Here is a 26001-nt window from a genome sequence, read left to right as displayed (position 1 = left end):
AGTTTTCTGAAATATGTAATCTTTACAAAGGCAGGCATTCAAACGAAATCTAGACTTGGACTACCAGGCGGCGGGAGCCGGGAAATTCTGGTTGTAGATTGGCTCTTGATTGATGAATTCATCGGCTCTTCGCAGGCTATCCAGTTGCAAACGTCGTCGTGTATTCTTCAACTCTTCATCAGTGATGGGGCCTCTGATTTCAGCCAGTGGTGCATGATATTTGGGTTGTTTAACTTTGACGTCGTTGGGGAAAAAGACTCCTTGATCAGCTTTCTCCCGCACTGCCGAACTTTCGGGTAAAGAAGCGATGGCCGTTTCTGGATAGATTTTCTGATGGTAGGTACTACTAAATCCAGCAGGCTGATGATAGTCGGGAATGGTTTTACAGCCTACTTGCAAAAAAAGCATGCTGAGTATAATGGCTAAGTAGTTGCTATGTTTGGACATTCACAAATCCCCTAATATCAAAAGCGGCCTTCATTTTTGAAGGCCGCTTTCATTTCATCGGCAATTTAGGGGTTGATTGTCGATGCAAAAGCTGTTTTTGATCGATACTTAAAATCTTGAAACGTCGAAGATTTCTAGTCTGAACTGGTAGACGTTTCAAATCAATCAAAAGCACGACCAAATGGCTGTTCAACTGGCTGCAGCATACCGCTTCGCTACTTCATCCCAGTTAACTACATTGAAAAATGCTGAAATGTAATCAGGGCGTCTGTTTTGGTAGTTTAGGTAGTATGCGTGTTCCCAGACATCCAGTCCCAAGATGGGAGTTCGGCCTTCAGAGAGCGGAGTGTCTTGGTTTGGGGTGCTTTCAACAACTAATTTTCCGCCATCAACAGACAGCCAGGCCCAACCGCTTCCAAACCGTGTTGCAGCGGCGTTGGAGAACTGTTCTTTGAACGCATCCAAGCTACCAAAAGTGGAGTCAATAGCCTCTGCAAGATCACCACTGGGGGTTCCCCCTCCATCCGGAGACATCACGGTCCAGAATAAGCTGTGATTAGCATGACCACCACCATTATTTCGAATCGCACCACGAATCGCTTCTGGTACAGCACTCAAGTCAGATACGAGATCTTCAATGGATTTGGCTGCAAGGTCGCTGTGTCCTTCCAGAGCGGCATTTGCTTTGGAAATATAAGCCTGATGATGCTTAGTATGGTGAATTTCCATTGTTTTCGCGTCAATATGCGGCTCAAGTGCATCGTAGGCATAGGGCAGATCGGGAAGCGAATAAGACATTCGATTAACTCCTTCGTAGTTCCATGTAAATTGTCTTAGTTGTTAGTGATTTTACGTATATTGCCTGATGTGTCGAACTCGTTTGTTTGAAAACGAAACTCATGCTTCTGCAAATACATCTTCTGGTTCTATTGTAGAAGATTAAACCATTCTCACAACCAACCGGGTTCTAAGTTTTTGCAATGTTCAGGCGTTAGTTCGCATTGCGGAACTAGAATAGTTGACCCTGTGATGATCTGTCCTACAATGAAACTGTGCCTGACAAATCTGATAGAGAACTCCAGAATCTTGAAGGAGCTGTATATGAGCAGGAAAGCATTGATTGCTTTACCCGTATTCAATGAAGAGAGCCATGTGGTCGAAGTTTTGACCGAAGTGAGCAAGTATGCAGAGGATATCCTGGTCGTTGACGATGGCTCCTCAGACCAAACTCCAGAACGGCTCAAAGCAATGACAGGAATCAAAGTGATTTCTCATCCACAGAATCGAGGTTACGGTGCTGCCCTGAAAAGTGCATTTGATTATGCAATAGATCATCTGGATAAATATGATGTACTGGTAACGATTGACTGCGATGGTCAGCACGAACCAGCGTTATTACCTGATTTAGTCATGCAAATGCGTAAAAGTTTTGAAAGTGAACCACTGGATATTCTTTCCGGGAGTCGTTATTTAAAAAGCTTTTCCAGCGATAGTATCCCTCCTGAAGAGCGCCGACAAATCAATGTAGCAGTAACTCAGCGAATCAATGACCAGCTGGGATTTCAAATCAGCGATGCTTTTTGTGGATTGAAAGCGTATCGGATTGAGTCCCTCTCAAAATTCAAGATAACCGACATGGGATACGCGATGCCATTGCAGCTTTGGGTCCAGGCAGCCGCACATGGAATGAAGCTTCTTGAATTTCCTGTCCCACTCGTTTATCTCGAAGAGGAACGTAGTTTTGGAGGCTCATTGGATGATGCGATCAAACGCAAAGCGTATTACGATGAAGTACTAGATCGTGAAATTCAGGCTTCTGGATTAACCTGCTGTACGACTGAGAGTTGTAACGATCATGCCGATTCTTACAATGAATAAATTACCAGCAACTCAAAATAGTTGTTTATCATAGTACGCATAGGATCATTTCTATTTGAATTGAATTCAAACGGGCTCGACATTCAGTAATAAATTGGTCAAACTAGAGTGCTCAGATATAGTTTTCATGTCTCATGAATGACTGTTTTCACTACTCATATAATCGATTTCAGCACACCTTAAAGCATTGAAATGTCTTCAGTGACTACTTTTCCTTGTAAGAATCCCGATTCCCGATTTGATTCTGGTCCTGGTACGGTCCCAGAACTATTATGGGAGAAACAGGATTTATTGGTTCCGCGATATGACGACGCGATTTTTTCCCGTCCTGAGCTGAGTCAGATGCTCAGTGATGCCGAAGAAAATCGTAGAGTGTTCAAAGCCTGTTCACGGGACCGAAGCGGCAAAATCATATCCGGTCTTAGAGAATGGGCTCGTCGTGCTGTTTTAGAGGAAGCAGTACGCTATACATCGGAATTGACAGGGAAGGATATCGAGCTTCCAGAAGATTTCAACGAGCGCTTGCTGTTGATTACTGGACATCAGCCTGCTTTATATCATCCTGGTGTGTGGGTAAAGAACTTACTGATTGGTAAAGTCGCCCAAAAAACACAAACTCTGAGTCTGAATCTGATTGTTGATAACGATCTCGTCAGTTCTACATCCATCCGAGTACCTCAAGGCACTCGTTCAGCACCTTTTTTCTCAGACATTTCTTTTGATGAATCCATCGAGAAAAAGCCCTGGGAAGAAACAACAATTCAAAATAAGGACTTATTCTGTTCGTTTGCAGAGCGAACAGAACAGGCGCTCGAACAATGGCCAGAGCTTTCCTCACCTTTATTGAGTGAAATCTGGCCTGCTGCAATCGCTCATATGAAAGTGTCAGACCGATTGGCTGATTGTCTGGTGGCAGCACGCCATGCACAAGAGCAACGCTGGGGGATCGAAAATCTTGAAATCCCAATCAGTCGTCTTTGTCAAACCAGTCCATTTTTGTGGTTTGCTTGTTATTTGTTTAAATTTGCTGAACAATTTCGAAATACGCATAATGAAGTACTGGGTGAGTATCGTCGAGTGAATCGTGTGCGAAGTAAAACACACCCTGTCCCGGAACTAACAGAGCAAGATGGCTGGATCGAGTCTCCCTTTTGGATCTGGCGCGTCGGAGAAACCCACCGGCATCAATTATTCATTAAGCGGGATCAGAATCGTATTCTTCTTTCGGACGGGAAGAATGTGATCACCACACTGCCGATGCAGGAAAATTGCGATTTATCTGCCGGCATCAAGGTTTTGAAACAATTATCCGCACAGGGAATTCGATTGCGAACACGGGCTTTGACGACAACATTATTTGCTCGATTGTTTCTGGGGGACCTGTTTGTTCACGGAATTGGTGGTGCAAAATACGATGAAATGACCGATCGGATTTTTACACGTTTTTTTCATCTGACTCCCCCTCGTTACATGACCCTGTCTGCAACAAAATATTTACCTTTTTGCCAACCGTTTGATATTCAGCAATGTGATGAAACTTGCCTTTTGCAGGTGTTGCGCGATCTGGACTATAATTCAGATCGACACTTGAATGCGAATCAATTGCCGAAAGCTGCCTCTTTAGTCAAAAGAAAACAGGTTCTGATACACGAGCAACAAAAGGTAAGAGAAGACCGGGCTAAAGCTATGAATCAGGCAGAACGTAGACGCCACAACAGACAACGCTTTCGAGAATTCAAACAAATCGATGCTGAACTCGCTCTGTTGACTTCGAATTTGCGGGATCAGATTAACGAGGATTTGGTTTCTGTGCGACAGCAAATCAAAGCAAATGAAGTCATTCAAAGTCGTGAGATTTCATTTGCACTCTATCCGGAACAGGTTCTCAAGCAACTCTTTGATAATCTCAAATATGAATAATTTTCAGTTGATTTTGTACCCTACCCTACTCGTCTGATCTGATCGAACAGGAATTGATGTTTGGAATTAAACAAACATCGAAAGCCCAGCAGCACAGAAATAACGGTTCCCAATGCGGTTCCCGACGCGATCAGAAACATGATGACAATCTGATATTTCACAGAATCCAGTGGGCTCGCACCGGCTAGAATTTGCCCCGTCATCAAACCCGGAAGTGAAACCAGGCCTACTACCATCATCGAATTGATAATGGGTGTCATCCCGGAACGGACCGCATTTTGAAGCGCCTGTCGAGCCGCTTCGTTTCGAGTGGCACCCAAAGTGAGTTTCAATTCCACTTCTGCCCTGCGCATCACCAATTCTTCACTCAATCGATCAAGACCCAATGAGATACCATTGAGCGTATTACCCAGGATCATTCCCAACAGGGGAATGAGGTATTGAGCAGGATTTTCTGACCAGCTATGTGGTGGGATAATAGCCGCTAATGCGAATCCGGTGACCAGCCAGGAACTGGCAAAAACCGCTACGGTGCTGTTTAACCAGATTCCCGGAAAACGACGTTGAGAACGTTGGACTGCGGTGAGACTCGCAATCAACGTCATCGTGAACATTAACAGACCGATGATAGGCCACCACGAAAGTTCGAAAATCCATTCCAGGATTAAGCCAATCAGTAACAATTGCACAATCGCACGAATTGAGGCAAGCAACAGTTGTTTCTCCAACTTTAGTTTCATCCAGATGGAAATGATTCCATTGATCAAGACCAACATGACAGCTAGACCAATATTGATTGGAGTTAAGTCATACATGGAGATCACCTGCTTGTGGATTCCTGAATTTCGAGAAGTAATACAGCGAAGTAACTCTGTGATTTGGATCATAAAGTCTTCATTGGACTATGTGAAGTCTTTATCTACATCAGTTCATTAATGGGATATGCTTCATTTCAAAGCAATGTACCCTTAACAAAATCTTTATTTAAGACGGATTTTTGATTCTATGAATTCTTGAGACCTTAACTTTGCATTCATCAACAGCGAATAATGGAGTGTTATCATCCTCGCCAGAATGAAAACAGAACAAATAACGAAACAGTCAAAGATTGATCTGTGTGGAGAATGTAAAACAGCGGGTAAATGTTTTCGCGGAGCTATGTCATTAAGGAGAATGATATGATCTCGTCCGAGAAACAAGGCGCTGACTCAGTCAGTAGGGAAGTTCGTACAATTTTTGTCAGCGATGTGCATTTAGGATGCATGCACTCCAGAGCCAGTGAGTTTTTGGAATTCCTGAATTTACATGAGCCCGAATCTTTGTATCTGGTAGGAGACCTGATTGATGGTTGGAAATTGCGTAAGAAGTGGCGTTGGCCACAAACCTATAACGCGATCTTCGACCGGGTCGAAGAATTGAGTTCAAAAGGAACTGAAATCTTTTATACCCCTGGAAATCACGATAATTTTCTCCGTGATTTTGGGAAACGCTTTGGATTTGTCACTCTTTCCGATGAGTTCGTGCATATTACAGCGGATGGCCGTCGGTTTTTGATTATTCATGGTGACCAATTTGACAAGTTCGAAACCGGAGCGCAATGGTTATCTATTCTGGCTTCTTTTGCTTACGATGTTTTGCTGACATCGAATACGTTATTCAATCGACTATTGAAACGAAAAGGCCAAAAGAAATATGCATTGTCTTCGGCTGTAAAGTCACGCGTTAAACAATTGATGCGGTTTATCAGTCATTATGAACAAAAGCTGGCCGGGCACGCTCGCGAGAATCGTTGTGAAGGAATCATCTGTGGTCATATCCATGCACCTAACATTTTAGATATTGAGGGAGTCAATTACTGTAACACGGGTGATTGGGTCGAGCATTGTAGTGCGTTGATTGAATATGGCGATGGCAAAATGGAGATTGTATTTTTTGATCAGGAGAAGGCTTCTTCGCATCAGCCCATGAATCAGGAGCAACCAGTCAAGAAGCTGGGATTGCAGCGAGAGTTTGATGAACTGCAAGTTCCAGGTGTGCTGAGCCGTTTTCTGAAAAGATTACACCCTTTGAGGTTGATTCGTCGTTAATCAACCCTGTTTTCAATACTTTAGCAGGAACAGAATAAATGATTTCTGAAGGGATTAGCCGTAAGAGTTTTCAGCTGGTTCATCAAAGTAATCTGGTTTACAACACCTGTTGGGAAGATCCACGTCTTGATCGGAAAGCTTTGAATCTTAGTACCGAGGATGAAGTTTTGGTGATCACATCCGCGGGGTGTAACGCGCTGGATTACTTGTTGGATGAACCCAGGTCTGTTCACGCAGTCGATGTAAACCCAAAACAAAACGCACTGCTTGAGTTGAAACGATCAGCTATTCGTAACCTGGATTACGAATCATTTTTTGACTTGTTTGGTCGAGGGAAATCTCAATATTGGGAGAGCTTGTATTCTCAAAAATTACGTTCTGATTTGTCATTGACGGCTCAGAAATACTGGGACCGTCATGGAAGTTTTTTTTCCTGTGGAGGGAGACGTTCCAGTTTTTACTTCCGCGGTTCCTCGGGATTATTTGCCTGGCTCGTGAACTGTTACATCGATCGGGTTGCGAAAATTCGTGATGATATTAATAGCTTACTGGCAGCCCAGGATGTAACCGAGCAAAGTTCCATATACCAGTCTCGGAATTTAAACGAATTACTGTGGACACGTATGATCAAATGGTGGATGCGCCGGGATTTAACACTATCGATGCTGGGAGTACCCCGCCAGCAACGGAATCAGATTGATCAATCTTACGCTGGCGGGATCGCGCAGTTTGTTATTGATCGGATTGAAACAGTGTTTACAAATCGTTCATTACAGGACAATTACTTTTGGCGTGTTTATTTGACAGGAAGCTATGAGCATGACTGTTGCCCAGAGTATCTCAAGCCGGAAAATTTTCAAAGACTCAAGTCAGGTTTAATTGACCGCATGACTGTGAATACGAATACTGTAGAAGGATTTTTGAGACGGTATCAAGGAAATATTTCTCGCTACGTATTGCTCGATCATATGGACTGGATGGCCGGTGCACAGCCAAAAATGTTACAGAGTGAATGGCAGGCGATCTTTGATCGCGCTGCACAAAAAGCCCGAATTATCTGGCGTAGTGCCGGCATGACTGTTGATTTTATTGATCCTTTAAAAGTACGACGTGGAGGACAAGAGCAGGAAGTCGGCGAATCACTCAAGTATCAAACGCAACTCGCCTCTGAATTGCATGAACGAGATCGCGTGAATACATATGGAAGCTTCTATATTGCTGACTTAATGGTTTAACACAGTTCTATAATAACGTTTGTCGGATGATTTAGACTAAAAAGCAGAAATCAATGAGCAATCTGAGTGCCCGATTCAATGATTTAAAAACGCTATGGCATTTGCTGGTTTCCAGAATTGACGGGAAAACCCATTCCGAACGTCTGAATTCTTTTTATCAGGGACAAGCCTCAGGTTACGATCAATTTCGTAAACGTTTATTGCATGGTCGCTGTGAATTATTCGAAAGTCTGCCTGTTCCTGATAATGGAATATGGGTAGATATGGGGGCCGGAACAGGTGAGAATGCAGAATTGTGGGGGCAAAAGCTCTGTCAGTTTCAGCGGGCTTATCTCGTTGATTTGTGTCAGCCACTACTTGATGTCTGCTCGAAACGCATCATGACTCAGAACTGGTCTAACGTCAAAGCCATTTGTGCGGATGCTACTACCTTTAGGTCCCCTGAAACGCAGATCGATCTCATCACGTTTTCCTACTCGTTAACAATGATTCCAGATTGGTTTCAGGCCGTGAATCACGCTTGGGATTTGCTACGACCTGGTGGAATACTCGGAATTGTCGATTTTTATGTCTCGCGAAAATATCCACAGTCAAATCATGCTTCTCATTCGTGGTTTCAGCGAAACTTCTGGCCAGTTTGGTTTTCCAGTGATAATGTGTTTTTAAATCCTGATCACCTTCCCTACCTGCATGATCGTTTTGAAGTCATCTCGCTCATTGAAAATCTGGGGAGCCTTCCTTTCCTTCCTCTACTGAAAGCTCCCTACTATATTCTGATTGCACAAAAAAACTGATTTTAAGACGCAGTAGGGAATCTGAGATACAGCTAATTATTTTCCAATGGTGTTTCCTGCTTTAGAGGTATGACTCTAATCTTTACTGATTTTCTGTTATGATATGAACTCAGTAAAAAAATATACATAACAGAATGCGCAGGGAAGATGCACCATGTTGATCGAATCATTACAAAATAAATCGCTCTATGATCACCCGGTTGACGAGTTTCAGGTTTTAGAGACACACATTTCCTGGGTGTTATTGACGGGACACTATGCATACAAACTCAAAAAGCATGTCAATCTGGGGTTTGTTAACTTTTCAACATTGGCACTTCGAGAAAAATATTGTCAAGAAGAACTACGCCTGAATCGCAGGCTGGCACCAGAACTTTATCTGGATGTAGTTCCAATTACGGGAACTGAAGCAGCACCTCAACTTAACGGCGAGGGGGAAATTTTCGATTACGCGGTTCGAATGGTGCAGTTTCCTCAGGAAAAACTCCTCAGTCAAGCCATTACACAAGATCACTTAAGAGCGAAGCACATTGATTTGCTGGCTCAGGAAGTCGCTGAATTTCATGCATCGATAGCAATTGCAGGCGCGGATACCGAAGCGGGAACGCCGAAAATGGTTATGGCTCCGGTGGAGGAAAACTTTCGGCAATTGAGGAAACAGTTTGCATCTGATAAAGCGATTATGGAATCGGTCGAGTTGATTCAAAGGGAAAACGAAAAATGGCATGAAGAACATCAAACTTTGCTTGCACAACGCAAATCTCAAGGATTTATTCGTGAGTGTCATGGCGATATGCACCTGGGAAATATGATTCTTAGCGAAAAAGGAGTGACGATTTTTGATTGTCTCGAATTCAATGCGGAATTGCGTTGGATTGACGTCATGAGTGAAGTCGCATTTCTCGTCATGGATCTCGAAGATCGTGGACGTCCTGATTACGCGATGCGGTTTCTGAATCGATATCTGGAAATAACTGGTGATTATGCAGGTATCCCCTTGTTATGGTTTTATATGTCGTATCGGGCAATGGTGCGTGCAAAAGTTGCAGCATTGCGTATTAATCAACAGCAGTCTGCCCATCAAAGAACGACTCAGATTTATGAAGAATTTCACTCGTATTTAGAACTCGCAAAAAATTACGTACTCGGAACAAAACCATTGTTGATTTTGACTCATGGTGTTTCTGGTAGTGGGAAATCGTATGGAAGTGCTTTATTACTGGAAGGAATGAAAGCGATTCGTATCCGCTCTGACGTGGAACGCAAACGCATACAAAGGGAAAACCAGCTTGAGAAAGTAGAACTCTATTCATTGGCAGTCACAGAGAAAACATACCAGCAATTGTCCCAACTTGCTCAAATGATTTTGAAAGCAGGTTGGACTGTCATTGTAGATGCAACCACTTTAAAAGCCTGGCAACGTTCCTTATTTCAAGAATTAGCAGAATGTTTACAGATGCCCTTTTTACTTCTGAACTTCTCTGCAGACCGAAAAACTCTCGAATCACGGATCATTGACCGGCAAGTCTTCAGCGACGATCCATCAGATGCAACAATAGAAGTGTTGGCGCGGCAGTTAGAAGTGGCTGAGCCACTTTCAGAAGCGGAAAATAAAACGGCAGTCTCCATTCCTGCAGATCAGGAATGGAGTACTGAGATGCTGGTTCAACTTGTCAAAACGCGTGATTGAATCCATGGCCGTGAATACGGTTTTGGGTTTCGCCATTTCTTATGTAGATTCGGTGATCCACGTTTTTGCTGCTTCCAACTCAGAGGCTTCAAAGTACTTGATCTTTGCTTTAGTAAAGGGCTTGCAGAAGGTAGCCATGCCTTCTTGCCATTTACTTTCGCCAACCATAGCCAGGCGTGCGATGTCGTTAAAGTGCTTCACGTCAAATTTGATATCTTCCCACAAAGCACCGGCTGTCCAGCCATGGAAATCATGCAGCTCTAAAAGAATGTGTAACAGCCCTTTTTGCTCGATCATGGTTTCAATGATTGGAATGAATTCATGATAGTCTTCTTTGGTCAGTTTTCCTGACATCTGAATTTCGAGGTAATTCTGATCCTCATGTTGCTGAATATTAACGGGCATCTGTTGTCTCCTTAGAAGAGGTGAGAGAAAGCTCAACATCATAATCATACTTAAAATCCGGTTTCGTTCCAATCGGATTCATTTCATTATTAACAAAAGAGATCATCCTGCGAAATGCTCATGGGGTTTTTTGACTTTCAGAAATATTTCCTGACGGAAACGTCATGATCTGGCTGGCGATTCGCTGTGCTTGACTCTGATCGTGTGTAATCCAGACAAATGCGGGGTTCAATTCTGAAGTTTCCATCCAGGTTAAAATGATCGATTCGAACATTTTTGCAGTCTGCTGATCGAGTGCCGACGTTGGTTCATCAAGGAGCAGTACTTGTGGTGATAGCACCAGGGCACGTAGTAAAGCAACAATTTGTCCCTCTCCGCCTGAAAGTAGACTGGAATGACGATGTAGGAATTCTTCTGGTCTCTCAAACGAGTTCAGTAAATTTAAAACAGCTGAGGTGTCTTGAGGTTTATGTTGATTCGTTTGAAATTTCAATGCGAATTCCAAGTTGGCTTGCACGATTCCTTCAATTAAGACAGGTCGTTGTTGCAGATAAACCACCTGACTGCGAAAATGCGGAATCTGTTTATCCTTTATAAGCTTGCCATGAAAATGAATCTCGCCTTCCTGAATTTCATCCAGGATTGCTAGAGAACGTAAAAAGAGCGATTTTCCGGAACCGGTTGGCCCCACGATGGCGATCCGGTCACCTGAGTGGATTGTGAGCGACAAATTCCTGATGAGCCATTGTCCGGTTTCTGTTTGCCGTCCCAATTGCTGAGCTGCCAGCAGAGCAGGTTTTTGATTATTTGGTTCGTTGATCAAGCTATTTGTTCCAGTTCGACTTCTTCGTAAAACGCTTGTACTTTGGGTAGCGAGAGTCTCGCGGGCAGTAGTTGAGTCAAATTATCAGCAGCGGCAGCCATACCCCAGCGGATCGCATCGGGAATAGTCCACTCTCGATACAGACCGGCGGCAATTCCTGCAGCAAGACTGTCACCACACCCAATGGGATTCACACCTTTGACTGGAGGAGGCGTGAATCGAAAAACCTGGTCTCCTGATGTTGCCCATAATGATGCATTTCCTTGAGAGATCACAACCCAATCTGCGCCTCTCCGATTGATTTCCTGCATGCCTTCGATCAGTTCTTTGGTATTGGAAAGAGAACAGGAAAGTGTGCGTTCCAGTTCTTCGAGATTCGGTTTCACCAGGAAAGGTTTTTGACTTAATGCCGTCTCCAATTCAGGACCACGCGCATCCAGGATCACAGGGCAATCTGCCACAGCAATCAGGTCACGATAAAATGTGGCTAGTGTTCCCGCTGGAAGTGATCCAGAGAGGACTACGATATTTGCCTTTGAAACCCAACGGTTAAATTCGTTTGAAAATGCGTTGAGTTCTTTTTCAGAGAGTGGTGACGCATTTTCGACAAGCTCCGTTGTCTGACCTGAAGATTGATCCAGAACAGTGGTGCAAATACGAGTCGGGTTTTGTTGGTCCAATACACGATAGCGAACTTTTAAAAGATCAAGGTCTTGCTCAATGAAAGTTCGAATCGGACCTCCGGCAGGAAATATCGTCTTATTAGGAACCTCTAGATGTTGTAAAGCGATTCCCACGTTAATCACTTTTCCCGAGGCACACCAATGAGCAGTTCGGCAGCGATTGACCTCCCCTGTTCGTAACTGATCAACTTCCAGAATTTGCTGCCAGGCCGGGCTCAGGCCGGCTGCGATAATCATGCTGTCAATGCCCTGTCTGAAAGAATGGATTTGGAAAAATATATTGTTCGAAAAAGTGTGGTACTACTTTATTTAGTAGAATGTGCCAAACCGTTACGACAGCATTCTAACGAAAGCGAGAACGAATTAAAATGAGTACGACATTCTTTGCACACTTTACGGACAGCCAGCGGCCTACGTAGCGTCGATCAGGTTTGATCGTAGAATTTTCATCATTACAACAGATCTTCCAGGATATGTGTCAGCTCTTCATCTGAGATTTCTCGAGGATTTCCACTCATACTATTACCTCGCGAACTGGCGACGAGGTCCGGAATCTGTGAGTGAGTTACACCAAGTTCAGAGAGAGTACAGGGAATCTTAATACGGTTGTTTAATGCTTGTATCTGATCAATGAGATACTGAGCCGCGTCCGTTTCATCAAATGAAAGTTCGGGCGAGATAAAACGAGTGATTTCAGCATACTCTTTTTGACGAACTGATAAATTTGTTTTGAGGGTTGCAGGTAACATGACGGCACACGCTAATCCGTGTGGAATGTTACAGTGAATTCCAAGGGCCGGAGCAACTCCATGTGCCATTCCCAATCCGGAGTTGGCCAATGCGATTCCGGAAAGTAACGCCGCATGCGACATGTTTTCTCGACTACTTCTAGAGTCTCCATCTTCAACTGCCTCTGCGAGTGCAGGTAATGCTAACTTGAGTCCTTGCAGGCAGAGTGCCTGTGGAATGGGTTTAGCACGAGAGGAGATGTAACTTTCCAACAGTTGGGTAATGGTATCCATTCCGGTTTGTGCAGTAATGTGGGGAGGTACGGAACACGAGAGTTTTGGATCACAGAGCACCAGATCAGGAATCATCTGATTGGCTCTCAAGCTTTTTTTAAATGCCGGTGAATGATTGGAAATGACGGCGTTCTTCGTGGCTTCACTACCTGTACCCGCAGTGGTGGGAATTGCCAGCATGGGGAGTGGCGCTTGAGTCAGACTTAAGCCACGACCAACGCCCTCCAGATAATCCAGAACTGAGTCGCTTTCACGGTTTGTCACCATTGCAGCACAAGCTTTGGCCAGATCAATTCCAGAGCCTCCACCAATTCCAATGACAAAATCCCCTGCTCTAATTCCACTGTGATGTAGGATATTTGTGGTCAGATCAACGTCGGAGACCAGTGGCTCATTTGAAACCGTTCGGATCAATTCGCTGGTGACATTTGCACGGGATAGCAATCTTTGCAAATCATGAATCACACCGTTTGCTTCCAGCGAACGTGAGCCAGAAATGATCAAAGCACGTGTACCGAGCGAAGCAGCAAGCTGTCCTACTTCATTGAATCGTTCCCAGCCAAAGTGGATTTGTTGAGGGGAGAAAAAATCGTAATTCATGGAACATATTTCATAAAAAAAGGGACACACCTAATCCAGATGTATCCCTTTGATGTGTGAGAAGCAAATGATTATTTCTTCTTTAATTCCGCTTCAACAGCTTTGGTTACCTCTTTAGACTGCGGATTGACGCGTGTTCGGAACCGTGCTGCAATTTCTCCATCACGATTGATCAAAAACTTTTCGAAGTTCCATTTTACTGGACCAGCGGTTTTAGGATTTGCTTTTTTGGATGTCAGGTACTTATAGAGATCATCGGCGTTTTCACCATTGACATCGATTTTGCTGAACATGTCAAAAGTGACCCCATAGTTTTTGGTACAGAACTCAGAAATCTGTAATGCGGTTCCAGGCTCCTGAGCACCAAACTGATTGCAGGGAAATCCAAGAACGACTAGCCCCTGGTCTTTGTACTTTTCATGGAGTGCTTGCAGGTCTTTGTATTGTGGTGTTGCGCCGCATTTGCTGGCAGTATTGACAATTAATAAAACTTTATCCTGGTACTTACTCAGGTCGACATCCTTACCATCAAGTGATTTCAGTTTGTGTTTCAGGACAGGTGGAACTGATTTTTTACTGGTTTCACCGGCGAACGAACTTGAAAAGGCGATTGCCAGTATTCCCGCAAGAATTGTTGTTGTTTTGAGACTTCTCATAGATCTCTCCAAAGTTTGTGTCCAGATGATGTATATAATCCAGAACGAATAAAACGAATGGTTTCTTAGATCGCATCTTGCGAGAACGAAGCGGTCCCTCATTGGGTATTGTAAATTAAACTAGATCAATCATGCTGGAATCAAGTCTTATTACGATTAATTCTAGTGAATCATTGATGAAACAGTAACCAGATACCCAAGATGCTTGAAGACTTTGGCAAAATTTATGGTATGGGTTAGGAGAGACGATTGGCGAGGTTAGCTTTATGGAACAGAGAACGAAATAAACTGGAAATGGGAAAACCATCAGCAGTTGAGCCTTCTTCAATTTCCTGCACGTTGACCCAACGATTTCGCAAGTCACATTCAAGGACTTTTTGTGCATGTTCATTCAGAGACTGAAATTCGAACAACTCAATGATAAAATGTTCGGACTCTTGCGAAGAGCGCATCTTTTCACTGAAAGCCAGGTGGGCCAACGGTTCCTGAAAAAGGATAAAATCATCAAACGGGACGAGTTCAAATGATTTTTCAAGTTCAGAAATCAGGCAATGCTGGAACGTTTCAAATGGTCTTTTGCTGCCCCCCGGCAGCATGAATTCCTGGCGTTCATAGTTCCAGTGAGCCAACCAGTGGAGTTTCTGATCGAAGGAATTTTGGAATAGAATAAACGAACCAACAAAGTTGCTCATCTTAAAAGTGTGCCTTTTTTGAATATCGAATTTGCAGAATTTCTAACTTGTGAGCCCATTAAAATTTTACTCCTAAAGGAGTTACAAAAGGCTGAATTTTTAAGGAATTGACCGACATCACTAAAGAAAAGCCAATGTATTCCGGTATTCCACACTAATTCGGAAATCTCTGATTCACCTCATTTTGAGGGAAATTCAGATTTTACGATCTTTTTGTGGTTTCCCATTGCAGGTCCAGTAATTTATTAGTAGAATTACGCATAAGAGTTTGCATATGTGATGTACTTAAATTCCGTTATTATCCTCGCTATTGCCTACCCCTTATTTGACCCACCCCAATCGCAGATGATTAAAGAATCAACAACTTGATTCTCATTCTGCCAGAGAGTGAAAAGGTTCTTTCCATGAAAATTCATCTTATCAGTGACCATCCTGATTTACCGGATATTGATGTCAGTATTGATGAATTGCCCGTTGTATTGGGAAGAAGTAATAGTTGCGATTTACGAATTCTTGATCCTATGTTGAGTCGGCAGCAATGTGAATTGATGTTTGTTAATAATGCAGTTCGCGTGCGTGATTTGGAATCTACAAATGGCACGATAGTTAACTCTGAGATCGTTAACGAGACATTGCTTTATCCAGGTGATATCATAACCATTGGTATGGCGAATTATGTTGTTAGTTATTACGATGGCGAAGGCCAGGAAAATTTCGAAGAAAGTTATTTCTCTGAGAACTCTATTTAGTTTCCTGTCTTTTTAATTTTTTCTTTTTCACTGACTCGATATCGGTTCATTCTATTCCGCGCTCTGATGTTCTACATATCCAACCATAAGTGAAGTTCTCTCAATGGAATCAGAAGAACTGTTTGATGTGGTTGACGAGCAAGATCGAGTATTAGAACAACTGCCCCGCTCTATTGTTCACGCGCGCAAACTATTACATCGTGCTGCGAATGTATTTGTCTTCAATTCACAGAATGAGTTGCTATTACAGTTTCGCTCTGCCACCAAAGATGAATATCCCCATTGTTATACCTCTTCGGCTTCAGGACATCTAAGTGCAGGCGAAGATTATGCTGAATCGGCTCAACGGGAGATGTGGGAAGAGATTGGTATAGCAACGCCTCTCGAACCGTTGAAAAAATTTCCTGGTACACCGCAGAGCGCATACGAGCATACGATCTTGTTCCGTACATTTTCAGATGGCCCCTTCACTTTCGATCCCAAAGAAATTGAGCGGGCAGATTTTTTTGAATTACAAACGATTGATGCAATGTTGCAGGAATCTTCTGATCAGTTCACTCCCCCATTTCGTCAGCTCTATTTCTGGTATCGAGAGAATTTTGGTTCGTGATCATTACTGCTATTCGATGGCAACTCCTGCTCTGAAACAAACACAGTTGAAAATCGTGAATCTTAAATTAACAGACTATTCACGCTACACCTTTTCCAATCAGATGTTATTCTTGGTCGCAGATCCATTGTCCCGCAATAAACAGGACGGCAGCACCCGAGATTTGCATTAAAAATCGTTGGCTTGATTCTCCAATATGTTCTTCCACCGCTGTGGGAGCGATCATTCCAGCGATTAGTAGCGCCGCCAATGCTCCCAGGATATTCAATAATAGAAACAGTTGATTAGGTTTGATTGCTTTGAGTGGGAACGCGACGAAAGAGAGAATCAGCATCCACCATTGCAATCCCCATTTACCAGCTTGAAGAAACATGCGCCAGAGCAAATGTTGGATTGCCCAGGTAAGCGCGGCCATTCCTTCAGCAAAAGTTGAAATTTGCATCCTGCTGAAATACCCCATCTCGGTTGTCGATGGAAGTTGCTCTCTATGATAAAACCATGGGGCAACAACAATTACTGTCGTGATCCCAAATTTGAATATTGATGTTACGGCCAATACGAACTGGTTTCGAAAATAAATCAGCGTAATGATGGATAAAGCGATGAGGTCGATGAGGAAAAAAGCGATACCTTCATCTTTTGTAAAAATCGTCATTCCTGCCGTCAGTCCTGCAATGATCAAATAACGTGTAGACGAAGATCGCTTGTCCTCCGGATTTTTGAGACCACTGAGGTAACGCCAGAGATAGAGCAAAGTCACTGTATGAAAGCAGGCAATAGGACCATCAGCCTGACCTGAAAGAAAGCCGTATTCAAATGGCACCATTACAGGAACGGTTGCAAGCATTAATGTGAACAGCCAGGTACGAACTTTTTGCCGCGTGAGTTGTAGAATTGTACCTAGAAATGTGAGAGTCATTCCGACATAAAGCATAGGGAATATGATTTTTGACCAACGGTCATTGACTTCTCCGAACAGCAAGTAGAAGTGAGCTTCATTTAGTGGAATCAACAATGGGTATTTGGGGTGATACTGCACAAAATCAGGATGTAACAGGGAGTCACTTTGAATTGTGGCTTCCTGAAAAATGACAATCGCTTTGAGCCCGAAAATAGCGCGTTCATCCCAGAAACGTTGAGGGGTCATCAGGCATTGTAATATTGTACTTACTGACAGAAATAAAAGGATTCCCAGACAAAGACGTTTAAAATCAATTTCTGCGGTGGACTCAGTACAATGAGTCTTTTGTTTTAGAGATCGATTCTGCACAAATAGAGTGCTGATGCCGATAATTATTCCCATGCTCATCCAAATGTAGGAGAGCGGAGATGTATATGATAGACCAGACATTCCCCACAACAGATAGAATAGCGCGGTTCCACCAAATCCAAGTATGACTCCCAGGCCAAGAACTTCTACGATGTGAGAAAAGGGTTCTGAAGACTTGGCTGGTTTGGGAAGCAGGTTGACTGAAAAGGCAATACCAATTCCCCATACTCCAATTACACCCAACAGTGTCAAGGCCATGTCCATCAAGGCACTACCACCTGTTCTGGTTTTGGGGGGGATGAGGATGTTGTCGAAGGAGTGATTTGATGCAGTCTTACATTGTAAGTTGGTTGATGGCCATATCCGTATTTCTTCTGCAGAAATTGTAACCAGCGAGGATCTTCGCGAAATCGATCTTTCTCGAGATAATCTGCTCCCTCATAGTATTCAAGAATATAATCGGGATTGAGTTTGGAAATGTATTCAGCATCAAGATCTGATAGTCGATACGCTTTCAGTTGTCTTTGTTGATGCTCTTTGGGAATGACAAATTCACTCTCGGGATGGATCGGGTGAAATAATTTTCGTGGGAGAAGATAGTACGAAAGAAAGAACAGTTTTTGATCGCTCAATACCAGGATTCGTGCATCGCCATCTGTTGTTTCTTTCAGAAAACGGATTACGTCTCGGTTGGAATCGCTCATATTCGGCAAAATAGTGGCACCGGAATTAAAATGATACCAGGGCCAGTCTTCAATTCTTCTCCAGGCACCACCTGCAAAATGTACTATTCCGAGACTGAACCAGGCAAGTAGTAAAAATCGAAACAGAATCGTATGTTTTGTTTGAGAATGCCCTTCTTGTCTGATCGTAGTTTGTTCGGCAACAATTCCCCAGCAACGTGAAGTAAATTGAATCAGACTTGAGTAATAATAAAAACAGATGAGTGTAAGTAGAGAGAGAATCGAGATCAGAATTCGCAAGAAGACTAGAATTGCAGTCGCTTGTTCATGGGCTGCAAACTGTGAAAACTGGTCAGGAGCGGCACGTTTGATCATCCAGGACTGAAAAAATTCTGTTGGCATCAGCCATAAGAAAAAAAGACCTGGAATCGAAACGATCAGCAGTAACAAGAGGATCATTCGAAACAAGCGTGTCATGCTTAAAACTCAAGAGACGATATGCAGATAAGTTGAACAGATTTTAAGACAGAGATTGAGTCTATTCCTTATCTGAGATGTTGTCAATAAGTCTGATGACTTCATGAGCAGATAAGAAATGCATCGTTCTCTGGAATCGAAAATGGAGACTTGAAATGTGATACGATTTATAATCTTGCCAGCAAAAGTATGATGCACCTGAGTTAGACTCGTGATACAATCATTGTTCTGATGAGCCTGCATCGTTTTTCAGTTCAACCCCAATGGGGTATGTCGATTCGAGGACAAATTTGATGAGACTGAGATCGCGGAGTATTATTTTTTTGATGAGTCTGTTGATGACTTTCTCTATGGGAATGAGTCCAACAACAGGAGCAGAAATTGATTTCAACCGTGATGTACGACCAATCTTATCTGATCTCTGTTTTCAGTGTCATGGACCGGATAAGTCGCAACGCAAAGCGGAATTAAGACTTGATTTAAAATCAGGTTTATTTGGCACTGACGCTGAATCAGGCGTGATTATCTCTGGCAAGCCTGAAGAGAGTGAATTGTTTTCCCGGCTGATTACTTCAGATCCCGACTTACAAATGCCCCCTCCCCAGTCTGAGAAACAAATTACGGCTGCGCAAATCGCAACGATCAAACAATGGATTACTTCCGGCGCGCCATGGCAGAACCATTGGGCTTTTATTCCACCGCGGCGTCCAGAGGTTCCTCAGGTAAAACAGTCAAATTGGGTGCGGAATCCAATTGATGCGTTTATTCTCGACCGACTCGAAAAGGAGGGACTGACTCCGTCCGCTGAAGCAGAAAAAACGACGCTCATTCGTCGGCTTAGCCTGGATCTCACGGGGCTACCTCCGACCCTGGCTCAACAGCAAAAATTTCTGAATGATCAATCATCAACTGCTTATGAATCTTTAGTCAATCGATTGTTAAAATCACCGCATTATGGTGAGCGAATGGCAATGGAATGGCTGGATGCGGCTCGATATGCAGACACGAGTGGCTACCAGACTGATGGTGAACGGCATATGTGGCGCTGGCGCGAATGGGTGATCGAGGCGTTCAACAGTAATTTGCCCTTCGATCAATTTACAGTGGAACAATTGGCCGGTGACCTGCTTCCCAACCCGACACTCAACCAGCGGATTGCAACCGGTTTTAATCGAAATCATCGAGCCAATTCTGAAGGGGGAATTATTTTCGATGAATATTTACTGGAGTATGCTGTTGACCGGGTGGAGACAACGGGCACTGTCTGGCTCGGTTTGACGATTGGTTGCGCTCGCTGCCATGAGCACAAATACGATCCCATTTCACAAAAAGACTTTTATCAATTAATCGCTTTTTTCAATAATATTCCTGAGCGTGGTCGGGTGATTAAATACGGGAATGCAGCGCCATTTGTGAAAGCGCCGACCCAAAGACAGCAACAAAAACTGGCTCATTATGATAACGAAATTAAGCAGCTTGAAGAGTATTTACGAGACGTGGAACCCGAACTACGGCAATTGCAAGTTGCCTGGGAGCAAAATGCGTCAGTAGAAGATACGATTAAGAAAGTTCCGGAAAAACAATTAGCATACCACGTTAAATTTGAAGGTGACTTGCGAATGCAGGTGATTGGAGAGCAGAACAAAGATTTTTACGCGAAGAAAGCGAACGCTGCCTCTGATACCACGGTCGTAAAGCAAGAAAAGGTTTCTTCAAAACCCCAATTTGCTGAGGGGATTGAAAATCAGGCATTGAAATTACAGGGTGAGCAGAAATTTAGCACAGATAAAAAACCAACATTGAGCGACAAGAATCCATTTACAATTGCTTTCTGGGTTAAACCGCAACAGAAGGATGGTACGATTCTGGCTTCGTTAACTCCCGCACAGGATGAAAGCGGTTTTCGTCTTTTTCTCGATGATGGCAAAGTTAAAATATTCATGGGGGCGCGGTGGTTGGATGATGCGATTCGACTGCACTCAACGCAGGCTTTGAAAGTCAATCACTGGTCGCATCTCGCTGTGACATATTCCGGTAATTCACAAGCGCGCGACATGAAACTTTATCTCAATGGAGTGGAGCAGGATTTAAAAATTAAATTGAATATGCTCACTGGAGGGTTTACTTTTCCTTCACCACTCCAATATGGAGCATATCACAAACAGGATTATTTTCGTGGTTTGATTGATGATTTGAAAATTTACCGTACTAATTTATCGAGCGATCAAGTCGCGGTGTTATCGGTGACTGAATCGGTCAACCAGATCCTTAAGATTCCCAATGCGAATCGAACAAATTCCCAACGCTTGAAAGTGCAAAATTACTTTTTGACTTTTTTTGCTCCAGAGAAGCATCGTGTGGCCATCTCCGAGTTGAGTACGCTCAAAGACAAACGCCATTTGTTTTATCGAAGTTTGCCGACTAGCATGGTAATGCAGGAACGCAAGCAATCAAAATCAACGTTTGTGCTAATGCGTGGTGAGTATGATAAGCCGGGCGAAAAAGTGACAGCTGATATCCCTGATAGTTTAGGGGCGATGCCAGAGGGATTGCCTCGCAACCGTTTGGGGTTAGCCCGCTGGTTGGTTGATCCCTCCAATCCATTAACAGCACGTGTCATCGTGAATCGGTACTGGCAGATGTATTTTGGTAATGGACTCGTGAAGACGGCCGAAGATTTTGGCTCGCAGGGGGACTGGCCGACGCATCCTGGTTTACTGGATTGGCTGGCTACTGAATTTATTCGTTCCGGGTGGGATGTCAAACAGTTACAGAGACTGATTGTGACTTCTGCCACCTACCGGCAGTCTTCTCATATTTCTTCTGCATTAAAACAATCTGATCCCGAGAACCGATTATTAGCCCGCGCCAGTCGATTACGTTTACCTGCAGAAACGATTCGTGATCAGGCATTATTCTCTGCGGGCTTGCTGCGTACAAAAATCGGCGGTCCATCTGTAAAACCGTATCAACCCTCGGGGGTTTGGAAAGAGATTGCCAGTCAGGAATATCAACAGGGAACTGGCGACGATCTGTTTCGACGCAGTATGTATACCTATTGGAAGCGGACGGTACCACCTCCTGCGATGGCGACATTCGATGCTCCTTCGCGTGAAACTTGTATTGTGAAACGTTCGCGCACAAACACGCCCTTACAGGCATTAGCATTGTTGAATGATGTGACCTATGTGGAAGCGGCACGAAAGTTGGCAGAACGAATGCTGCAAAAACAGGCTCAACAGCCAGAAAAACGTATTCAATATGCGATGCAGTTGGTCCTGGCACGTGAGCCGGACGGACATGAATCGACAATTTTACTGAAAGGTTATGAGCGGTATTTAAAACGCTTTCAGGCTGAGCCAGAAGCAGCGAAGAAATTCTTGTCTGTAGGGGAATCACGTTCCCAAAAACAATATGATATTGCACAACATGCAGCATATACCGTTATCGCGAGCCTGATTCTTAATCTGGATGAAACAATCAACAGAGAATAACAAATGCAAAATACACGATATGGATTTCAGAGTGTAGTAAATCGGCGTGCATTTCTTCGCAAAAATGCTGCCGGTGTAGGAATGGCTGCTTTGGCGACTCTGCTGCAGGAAGCGGAAGCGACAGATCAGCAAAAGGCCAGCATCAGCGGTTTGCACTTCCCCGCGCGTGCCAAGCGGGTGATTTATTTGAGTCAGTCAGGGGCACCATCTCAGATGGACTTGTTTGATTATAAGCCGGAATTAAAAAAGTATCATAAAACCGAACTGCCTGATTCAATACGTCGTGGGCAGAGATTAACGGGTATGACTTCCGGTCAAAAAAGTTTTCCAATTGCCGCGTCTATGTTTCGATTTGCGCAACATGGTAAAAGTGGAATCTGGATGAGTGAGCTCCTGCCGCATACAGCAAAAATCGCTGATGAGATTTGCGTCGTGAAATCGATGTTTACCGAAGCAATCAATCATGATCCGGCAATCACGTTTTTGCAGACAGGTAGTATTCAAGCGGGACGTCCCAGTATGGGTTCTTGGATTTCGTATGGTTTAGGTAGCGAGAATCGAGATCTGCCTACCTTTGTTGCCTTGACATCCGGCGCGGGTGGCCAACCGTTGTATGATCGACTCTGGGGAAGTGGCTTTCTACCTACAAAACATCAGGGAGTGAAATTTCGTCGTTCCAGCGATCCCGTGCTCTTTCTTGCTAATCCACCAGGCATTGATCAACAGGCGCGTCGTGAAATGCTCGATGATTTAGACGCGCTGAATCGTTTGTCCCTAGAGCAAAAGAGAGACCCCGAGATCGCAACGCGGATTGCACAATATGAACTTGCTTTTCGTATGCAGGCTTCCGTTCCAGAATTGGCTGATCTTTCTAAAGAAACTGCAACAACATTTGAATTATACGGCGAGCAAGCAAAGCAGCCGGGCACATACGCTGCCAACTGTTTGTTGGCGCGACGTCTGGCGGAACGAGGGGTACGGTTTATCCAGTTGTATCATCGTGGCTGGGATCATCATCTGAACTTACCAACAAAAATCAAGCAACTTGCTAAAGAAACGGATCAGGCAACAGCCGCTTTAATTCTCGATTTAAAACAACGAGGTATGTTGGATGATACGCTTGTCGTCTGGGCCGGAGAATTTGGGCGAACTGTTTATTGTCAAGGCACGCTGACTGCCACCAACTACGGGCGCGATCATCACCCACGTTGTTTCTCCATCTGGATTGCCGGTGGTGGCATGAGGCCAGGGATGACGTACGGGCAGACCGATGACTTCAGCTATAACATCACTGAAAACCCCCTACCCATCCATGATCTTAATGCGACAATTTTGCACTGTCTCGGAATTGATCACAAAAAATTGACTTTCAAATTTCAAGGACGCTACTATCGCCTGACCGATGTGCATGGTGATGTGGTGAAGCCGCTATTAAGTTAATGCCTGAAAAATCAAGTTGATGTTTATAAAAAAGAAGAATATAAAATGGAGCTTTTCCTTACAGAATTAAAGATTGTTGACGACAGTGCCTTACTTATTGAATGGAATGATGGTCTACGGCGGCGTTATGAATTTTCGCAGTTACGTAATGCATGCCCTTGTGCCGCTTGCCGGCACAGCAAGTCTGAGGAACCTGCAGATCCAATGAAACTTCCCCTGCTCTCACCCAGTGAGATTGAACCTATCAAAATTACTCAAATGGTTCCCACTGGTAATTATGCTTACCGGATCACCTTCAGTGATGGACACAATACAGGACTCTTTACCTTCGAACTTTTGAGGGAACTGGGCAAAACTGTTGAGTAGAAATATTGGTGGCATCACTCTTATATCCTTAAATAGCAGTGGAATAAAGATACCTGTTGACTGGCGATTTTGTTTTTTGATACGATCATAATATGGTCGACAGTTAGATATTGTAGGCTCGTAGACTATCCCATAAGCGGTTCCTTTGGTTCTAAATGAAGCCGAATCATAAACAATTCAAAATCCAATGTAAGGAGTTCCGACGATGAAAAAATGGTCTCTTTCACTGATGGTAGTGACGTTACTGTTTTGCATAGCCAGTGAAGGGTTAAAGAGTGCTCCTGAAATTGAGAAAACTCAAACGAAATCAGATCTTGATATGACTGAATTACTCGAACGGATTGTAAAGTTGGAAAAACGTGTTGCCGACTTGGAAAAAAAACAAGTCAAAAATCTAGTTCCTGTGACGCTGACACCTCACGTTCCTAAAATGATTCCTCAATCGGTGACTCTCCTACCGCACAAAGATTGGAAACGTAAACAATTTAACGGCCTCGATTACTATATTGTGCCTCTCAATACATCAGAGAATTCATCAACAGAATATACACGTTGAATGTAACTACTATTTTGATGCAAACTAGTTGCTTTTTCGTATTGTTCAATTCTATCAACATCAGAGCTTCAGAATATGAAGCAGTTCTCATTATTACTCGGTTTGGTATTCATCTGCGGTTGTGGGCCGTCTGATAATGCATCGACTCAAAAACCAAACGTAACCAAAGCCGTTGTCGACTCATCAACGAAAACGAGCACCTTTCGGTTTGACGAACAGAATCTTGTTATTTATCTCGATACCCAAATTGCGCCCCCCCAGTCTCAGCGATTCGACATTGGACAGGGTTCCATCACACTTGAAACCTTGCATGTTAAAGACAGTAAGCTCACGTTTCAGTACACACCTGAGATCGAAGGTGGGTACACAATCTATGAATGCACCGTGCCTGTCTCTTCGGCTCCTTTGGAATTTAAGATTACCTCCGATGGTATTCCAGGTGCAACATCGTTTAGTCTTAAGAACTGCAAAAAAATTCGCAGTGGAAATTTACACTTTGAGTGACGATTCCCAATAAGTTTGTAAACCATTATATGTACCAGAGTGATCAATCTTTTGCTTTTATTAACTTTAGACGTATCCAGTTATATGATAGGTTCCAACCTCATGGTGGACGGTTAGGAATAGAAAATTGTCAGCCCGCCAAACAGGCCCGATCTGGTTCGATCTAATTGGCAGGCTGACTTTTCGCATCCATATATCAGCTGGAGACGTCTATTTATTTGATGTTCATGAATTATTGTTAGCGCCTGCTAGAGTGCTAGTTCAATCTTTTCACTGATTATTTTTTCAAATCAAAGCTAACCGTGTTTTCTTCATTGCTTTTGATCAGGGCGTTGAGACCAGATTTTTTGAAATCGTTGTATTTTTGGGGAATGAGCGAAATCGGCAATCAGATTCAATAAGAATACCTATTTCGAAACTAGGTTGGTGTAATCCTGTATTATATCTCCCGTGACTTGAAGTGTAAGCTCTGACTCTTCGTTATACTTCTTGGGGATGTAGGAAACAATTTTGGGAATTGGATTGCCATTAATGTCTGGCTCCGTTTCTGTTGGATGTTGACGGGTTGCCAGAATGCGAACTTCTTTTACTCCCGGTTGAACGAGTGCTTCGTATTTTCCATCTTTTATGGTTGCTGCCACTTCGCGGCCCTTGCCATCAGACGGAAAAAAAAGAATATCACCTTCTTGAATCGGTTTGCCATCGAATGTGACAGTACCACTCACTTTAAACGTCTCCGGTTTTGCCTCGCTCGAACCGCAACCACTGAACAGCATCAACGAACACACGAAGGCCATTCCTGCAACTATCCGGGAGTAGAATTGATTTGACGTAAGCATTAATCCACACCTTGTATCAAGTTCGGTAAAGAATGTAACGAACCAGCCCCTTATATCATCTGTATTGAGAAGAAGCCTAAA

At 43.6% G+C, this 26001-nt stretch carries 25 protein-coding genes; 13 read left to right on the top strand and 12 right to left on the bottom strand.

The window, feature by feature from the left end; translation table 11 throughout:
* Window positions 1-60: 60 nt before the first annotated feature.
* Entirely contained in the window at window positions 61-447 is a 387-nt protein-coding gene (locus V202x_RS23210) for a hypothetical protein (protein WP_144986045.1), read from the bottom strand.
* 189 nt (window positions 448-636) lie between these two features.
* A complete protein-coding gene (locus tag V202x_RS23205) occupies window positions 637-1245 on the bottom strand; it encodes a superoxide dismutase (protein WP_145179200.1) in 609 nt (202 codons plus the stop codon).
* A gap of 303 nt (window positions 1246-1548) precedes the next feature.
* Here V202x_RS23205 and V202x_RS23200 point away from each other — a divergent pair, with 303 nt between their 5' ends.
* Both V202x_RS23200 and V202x_RS23195 read left to right on the top strand, forming a co-directional pair.
* A complete protein-coding gene (locus tag V202x_RS23200) occupies window positions 1549-2325 on the top strand; it encodes a glycosyltransferase family 2 protein (RefSeq protein WP_145179199.1) in 777 nt (258 codons plus the stop codon).
* A gap of 192 nt (window positions 2326-2517) precedes the next feature.
* Window positions 2518-4245 carry a hypothetical protein gene (locus tag V202x_RS23195; protein WP_145179198.1) on the top strand — a complete coding sequence of 576 codons (1728 nt, stop codon included), beginning with the start codon at window positions 2518-2520 and terminating at the stop codon, window positions 4243-4245.
* A 20-nt stretch (window positions 4246-4265) separates the two neighbouring features.
* On the opposite strand, the gene V202x_RS23190 is transcribed toward V202x_RS23195, so the two are convergent.
* On the bottom strand, window positions 4266-5066 hold the full coding sequence (locus tag V202x_RS23190) for an ABC transporter permease (RefSeq protein WP_409996690.1): 801 nt from the start codon (window positions 5064-5066) through the stop codon (window positions 4266-4268).
* A gap of 357 nt (window positions 5067-5423) precedes the next feature.
* Here V202x_RS23190 and V202x_RS23185 point away from each other — a divergent pair, with 357 nt between their 5' ends.
* The 4 genes from V202x_RS23185 (at window position 5424) to V202x_RS23170 (ending at window position 10051) form a co-directional block, all read left to right on the top strand.
* Window positions 5424-6332 carry a UDP-2,3-diacylglucosamine diphosphatase gene (locus tag V202x_RS23185; RefSeq protein ID WP_144986041.1) on the top strand — a complete coding sequence of 303 codons (909 nt, stop codon included), beginning with the start codon at window positions 5424-5426 and terminating at the stop codon, window positions 6330-6332.
* Between the two features lie 38 nt (window positions 6333-6370).
* Entirely contained in the window at window positions 6371-7567 is a 1197-nt protein-coding gene (locus V202x_RS23180) for a DUF3419 family protein (protein ID WP_145179196.1), read from the top strand.
* A gap of 53 nt (window positions 7568-7620) precedes the next feature.
* Window positions 7621-8361, top strand: coding sequence for a class I SAM-dependent methyltransferase (locus V202x_RS23175; protein WP_145179195.1), 741 nt, complete (start codon window positions 7621-7623; stop codon window positions 8359-8361).
* 154 nt (window positions 8362-8515) lie between these two features.
* Window positions 8516-10051 carry an AAA family ATPase gene (locus V202x_RS23170; RefSeq protein WP_145179194.1) on the top strand — a complete coding sequence of 512 codons (1536 nt, stop codon included), beginning with the start codon at window positions 8516-8518 and terminating at the stop codon, window positions 10049-10051.
* Between the two features lie 39 nt (window positions 10052-10090).
* Here V202x_RS23170 and V202x_RS23165 read toward each other — a convergent pair whose 3' ends face one another.
* From V202x_RS23165 to V202x_RS23140, 6 genes are all read right to left on the bottom strand, one after another.
* On the bottom strand, window positions 10091-10456 hold the full coding sequence (locus tag V202x_RS23165; RefSeq protein ID WP_145179193.1) for an STAS/SEC14 domain-containing protein: 366 nt from the start codon (window positions 10454-10456) through the stop codon (window positions 10091-10093).
* A gap of 118 nt (window positions 10457-10574) precedes the next feature.
* Window positions 10575-11279 (bottom strand): ATP-binding cassette domain-containing protein, encoded by a 705-nt coding sequence (locus V202x_RS23160; RefSeq protein ID WP_145179192.1) that lies wholly within the window; start codon window positions 11277-11279, stop codon window positions 10575-10577.
* On the bottom strand, window positions 11276-12199 hold the full coding sequence (locus tag V202x_RS23155) for a 1-phosphofructokinase family hexose kinase (RefSeq protein WP_145179191.1): 924 nt from the start codon (window positions 12197-12199) through the stop codon (window positions 11276-11278). Before V202x_RS23155 ends, V202x_RS23160 begins: the two co-directional genes overlap by 4 nt.
* A 215-nt stretch (window positions 12200-12414) precedes the next feature.
* On the bottom strand, window positions 12415-13584 hold the full coding sequence (locus tag V202x_RS23150; protein ID WP_145179190.1) for an iron-containing alcohol dehydrogenase: 1170 nt from the start codon (window positions 13582-13584) through the stop codon (window positions 12415-12417).
* 71 nt (window positions 13585-13655) lie between these two features.
* Window positions 13656-14240, bottom strand: a complete 585-nt coding sequence (locus tag V202x_RS23145; RefSeq protein ID WP_145179189.1) for a glutathione peroxidase — start codon at window positions 14238-14240, stop codon at window positions 13656-13658.
* Window positions 14241-14476: 236 nt separating this feature from the next.
* Window positions 14477-14932: a hypothetical protein gene (locus V202x_RS23140; protein WP_145179188.1), complete on the bottom strand. Its 456-nt coding sequence runs from the start codon at window positions 14930-14932 to the stop codon at window positions 14477-14479.
* A 404-nt stretch (window positions 14933-15336) separates the two neighbouring features.
* Between V202x_RS23140 and V202x_RS23135 the strand changes: the two genes are divergently transcribed.
* Window positions 15337-15681, top strand: coding sequence for an FHA domain-containing protein (locus V202x_RS23135; RefSeq protein WP_144986031.1), 345 nt, complete (start codon window positions 15337-15339; stop codon window positions 15679-15681).
* Window positions 15682-15784: 103 nt separating this feature from the next.
* The gene (locus V202x_RS23130) at window positions 15785-16291 is read left to right on the top strand and encodes an NUDIX hydrolase (protein WP_145179187.1); all 507 of its coding nucleotides are present in this window, start codon (window positions 15785-15787) and stop codon (window positions 16289-16291) included.
* 106 nt (window positions 16292-16397) lie between these two features.
* Here the strand turns inward: V202x_RS23130 and V202x_RS23125 are convergent, their stop codons facing one another.
* Window positions 16398-17825 carry a hypothetical protein gene (locus V202x_RS23125; RefSeq protein ID WP_145179186.1) on the bottom strand — a complete coding sequence of 476 codons (1428 nt, stop codon included), beginning with the start codon at window positions 17823-17825 and terminating at the stop codon, window positions 16398-16400.
* Entirely contained in the window at window positions 17825-18721 is an 897-nt protein-coding gene (locus tag V202x_RS23120) for a hypothetical protein (RefSeq protein ID WP_145179185.1), read from the bottom strand. Before V202x_RS23120 ends, V202x_RS23125 begins: the two co-directional genes overlap by 1 nt.
* A gap of 338 nt (window positions 18722-19059) precedes the next feature.
* Here V202x_RS23120 and V202x_RS23115 point away from each other — a divergent pair, with 338 nt between their 5' ends.
* The 5 genes from V202x_RS23115 (at window position 19060) to V202x_RS23095 (ending at window position 25081) form a co-directional block, all read left to right on the top strand.
* Window positions 19060-22215: a DUF1553 domain-containing protein gene (locus V202x_RS23115; protein WP_232098661.1), complete on the top strand. Its 3156-nt coding sequence runs from the start codon at window positions 19060-19062 to the stop codon at window positions 22213-22215.
* Between the two features lie 3 nt (window positions 22216-22218).
* Entirely contained in the window at window positions 22219-23655 is a 1437-nt protein-coding gene (locus tag V202x_RS23110; protein ID WP_145179183.1) for a DUF1501 domain-containing protein, read from the top strand.
* 45 nt (window positions 23656-23700) lie between these two features.
* Entirely contained in the window at window positions 23701-24021 is a 321-nt protein-coding gene (locus V202x_RS23105; RefSeq protein WP_145179182.1) for a DUF971 domain-containing protein, read from the top strand.
* Window positions 24022-24226: 205 nt separating this feature from the next.
* On the top strand, window positions 24227-24577 hold the full coding sequence (locus tag V202x_RS23100) for a hypothetical protein (protein WP_145179181.1): 351 nt from the start codon (window positions 24227-24229) through the stop codon (window positions 24575-24577).
* 75 nt (window positions 24578-24652) lie between these two features.
* Window positions 24653-25081: a hypothetical protein gene (locus tag V202x_RS23095; RefSeq protein ID WP_145179180.1), complete on the top strand. Its 429-nt coding sequence runs from the start codon at window positions 24653-24655 to the stop codon at window positions 25079-25081.
* 407 nt (window positions 25082-25488) lie between these two features.
* Here V202x_RS23095 and V202x_RS23090 read toward each other — a convergent pair whose 3' ends face one another.
* Entirely contained in the window at window positions 25489-25920 is a 432-nt protein-coding gene (locus V202x_RS23090; protein WP_145179179.1) for a hypothetical protein, read from the bottom strand.
* Between the last annotated feature and the right edge of the window lie 81 nt (window positions 25921-26001).

Origin of the sequence: Gimesia aquarii (genome assembly GCF_007748175.1) — a bacterium.
Classification (GTDB): domain Bacteria; phylum Planctomycetota; class Planctomycetia; order Planctomycetales; family Planctomycetaceae; genus Gimesia; species Gimesia aquarii_A.
The sequence above is the reverse complement of the archived record's forward strand: the minus strand, read 5'-3'. Positions and strand labels throughout refer to the sequence as shown.

Coding starts and splice junctions, on each gene's coding strand:
- V202x_RS23210 (WP_144986045.1), bottom strand. CDS start 447: ATGTCCAAACATAGCAACTACTTAGCCATTATACTCAGCATGCTTTTT.
- V202x_RS23170 (WP_145179194.1), top strand. CDS start 8,516: ATGTTGATCGAATCATTACAAAATAAATCGCTCTATGATCACCCGGTT.
- V202x_RS23165 (WP_145179193.1), bottom strand. CDS start 10,456: ATGCCCGTTAATATTCAGCAACATGAGGATCAGAATTACCTCGAAATT.
- V202x_RS23115 (WP_232098661.1), top strand. CDS start 19,060: ATGACTTTCTCTATGGGAATGAGTCCAACAACAGGAGCAGAAATTGAT.
- V202x_RS23150 (WP_145179190.1), bottom strand. CDS start 13,584: ATGAATTACGATTTTTTCTCCCCTCAACAAATCCACTTTGGCTGGGAA.
- V202x_RS23155 (WP_145179191.1), bottom strand. CDS start 12,199: ATGATTATCGCAGCCGGCCTGAGCCCGGCCTGGCAGCAAATTCTGGAA.
- V202x_RS23205 (WP_145179200.1), bottom strand. CDS start 1,245: ATGTCTTATTCGCTTCCCGATCTGCCCTATGCCTACGATGCACTTGAG.
- V202x_RS23105 (WP_145179182.1), top strand. CDS start 23,701: ATGGAGCTTTTCCTTACAGAATTAAAGATTGTTGACGACAGTGCCTTA.
- V202x_RS23140 (WP_145179188.1), bottom strand. CDS start 14,932: ATGAGCAACTTTGTTGGTTCGTTTATTCTATTCCAAAATTCCTTCGAT.
- V202x_RS23125 (WP_145179186.1), bottom strand. CDS start 17,825: ATGGACATGGCCTTGACACTGTTGGGTGTAATTGGAGTATGGGGAATT.
- V202x_RS23135 (WP_144986031.1), top strand. CDS start 15,337: ATGAAAATTCATCTTATCAGTGACCATCCTGATTTACCGGATATTGAT.
- V202x_RS23145 (WP_145179189.1), bottom strand. CDS start 14,240: ATGAGAAGTCTCAAAACAACAACAATTCTTGCGGGAATACTGGCAATC.
- V202x_RS23090 (WP_145179179.1), bottom strand. CDS start 25,920: ATGCTTACGTCAAATCAATTCTACTCCCGGATAGTTGCAGGAATGGCC.
- V202x_RS23200 (WP_145179199.1), top strand. CDS start 1,549: ATGAGCAGGAAAGCATTGATTGCTTTACCCGTATTCAATGAAGAGAGC.
- V202x_RS23130 (WP_145179187.1), top strand. CDS start 15,785: ATGGAATCAGAAGAACTGTTTGATGTGGTTGACGAGCAAGATCGAGTA.
- V202x_RS23095 (WP_145179180.1), top strand. CDS start 24,653: ATGAAGCAGTTCTCATTATTACTCGGTTTGGTATTCATCTGCGGTTGT.
- V202x_RS23110 (WP_145179183.1), top strand. CDS start 22,219: ATGCAAAATACACGATATGGATTTCAGAGTGTAGTAAATCGGCGTGCA.
- V202x_RS23100 (WP_145179181.1), top strand. CDS start 24,227: ATGAAAAAATGGTCTCTTTCACTGATGGTAGTGACGTTACTGTTTTGC.
- V202x_RS23185 (WP_144986041.1), top strand. CDS start 5,424: ATGATCTCGTCCGAGAAACAAGGCGCTGACTCAGTCAGTAGGGAAGTT.
- V202x_RS23120 (WP_145179185.1), bottom strand. CDS start 18,721: ATGACACGCTTGTTTCGAATGATCCTCTTGTTACTGCTGATCGTTTCG.
- V202x_RS23175 (WP_145179195.1), top strand. CDS start 7,621: ATGAGCAATCTGAGTGCCCGATTCAATGATTTAAAAACGCTATGGCAT.
- V202x_RS23195 (WP_145179198.1), top strand. CDS start 2,518: ATGTCTTCAGTGACTACTTTTCCTTGTAAGAATCCCGATTCCCGATTT.
- V202x_RS23180 (WP_145179196.1), top strand. CDS start 6,371: ATGATTTCTGAAGGGATTAGCCGTAAGAGTTTTCAGCTGGTTCATCAA.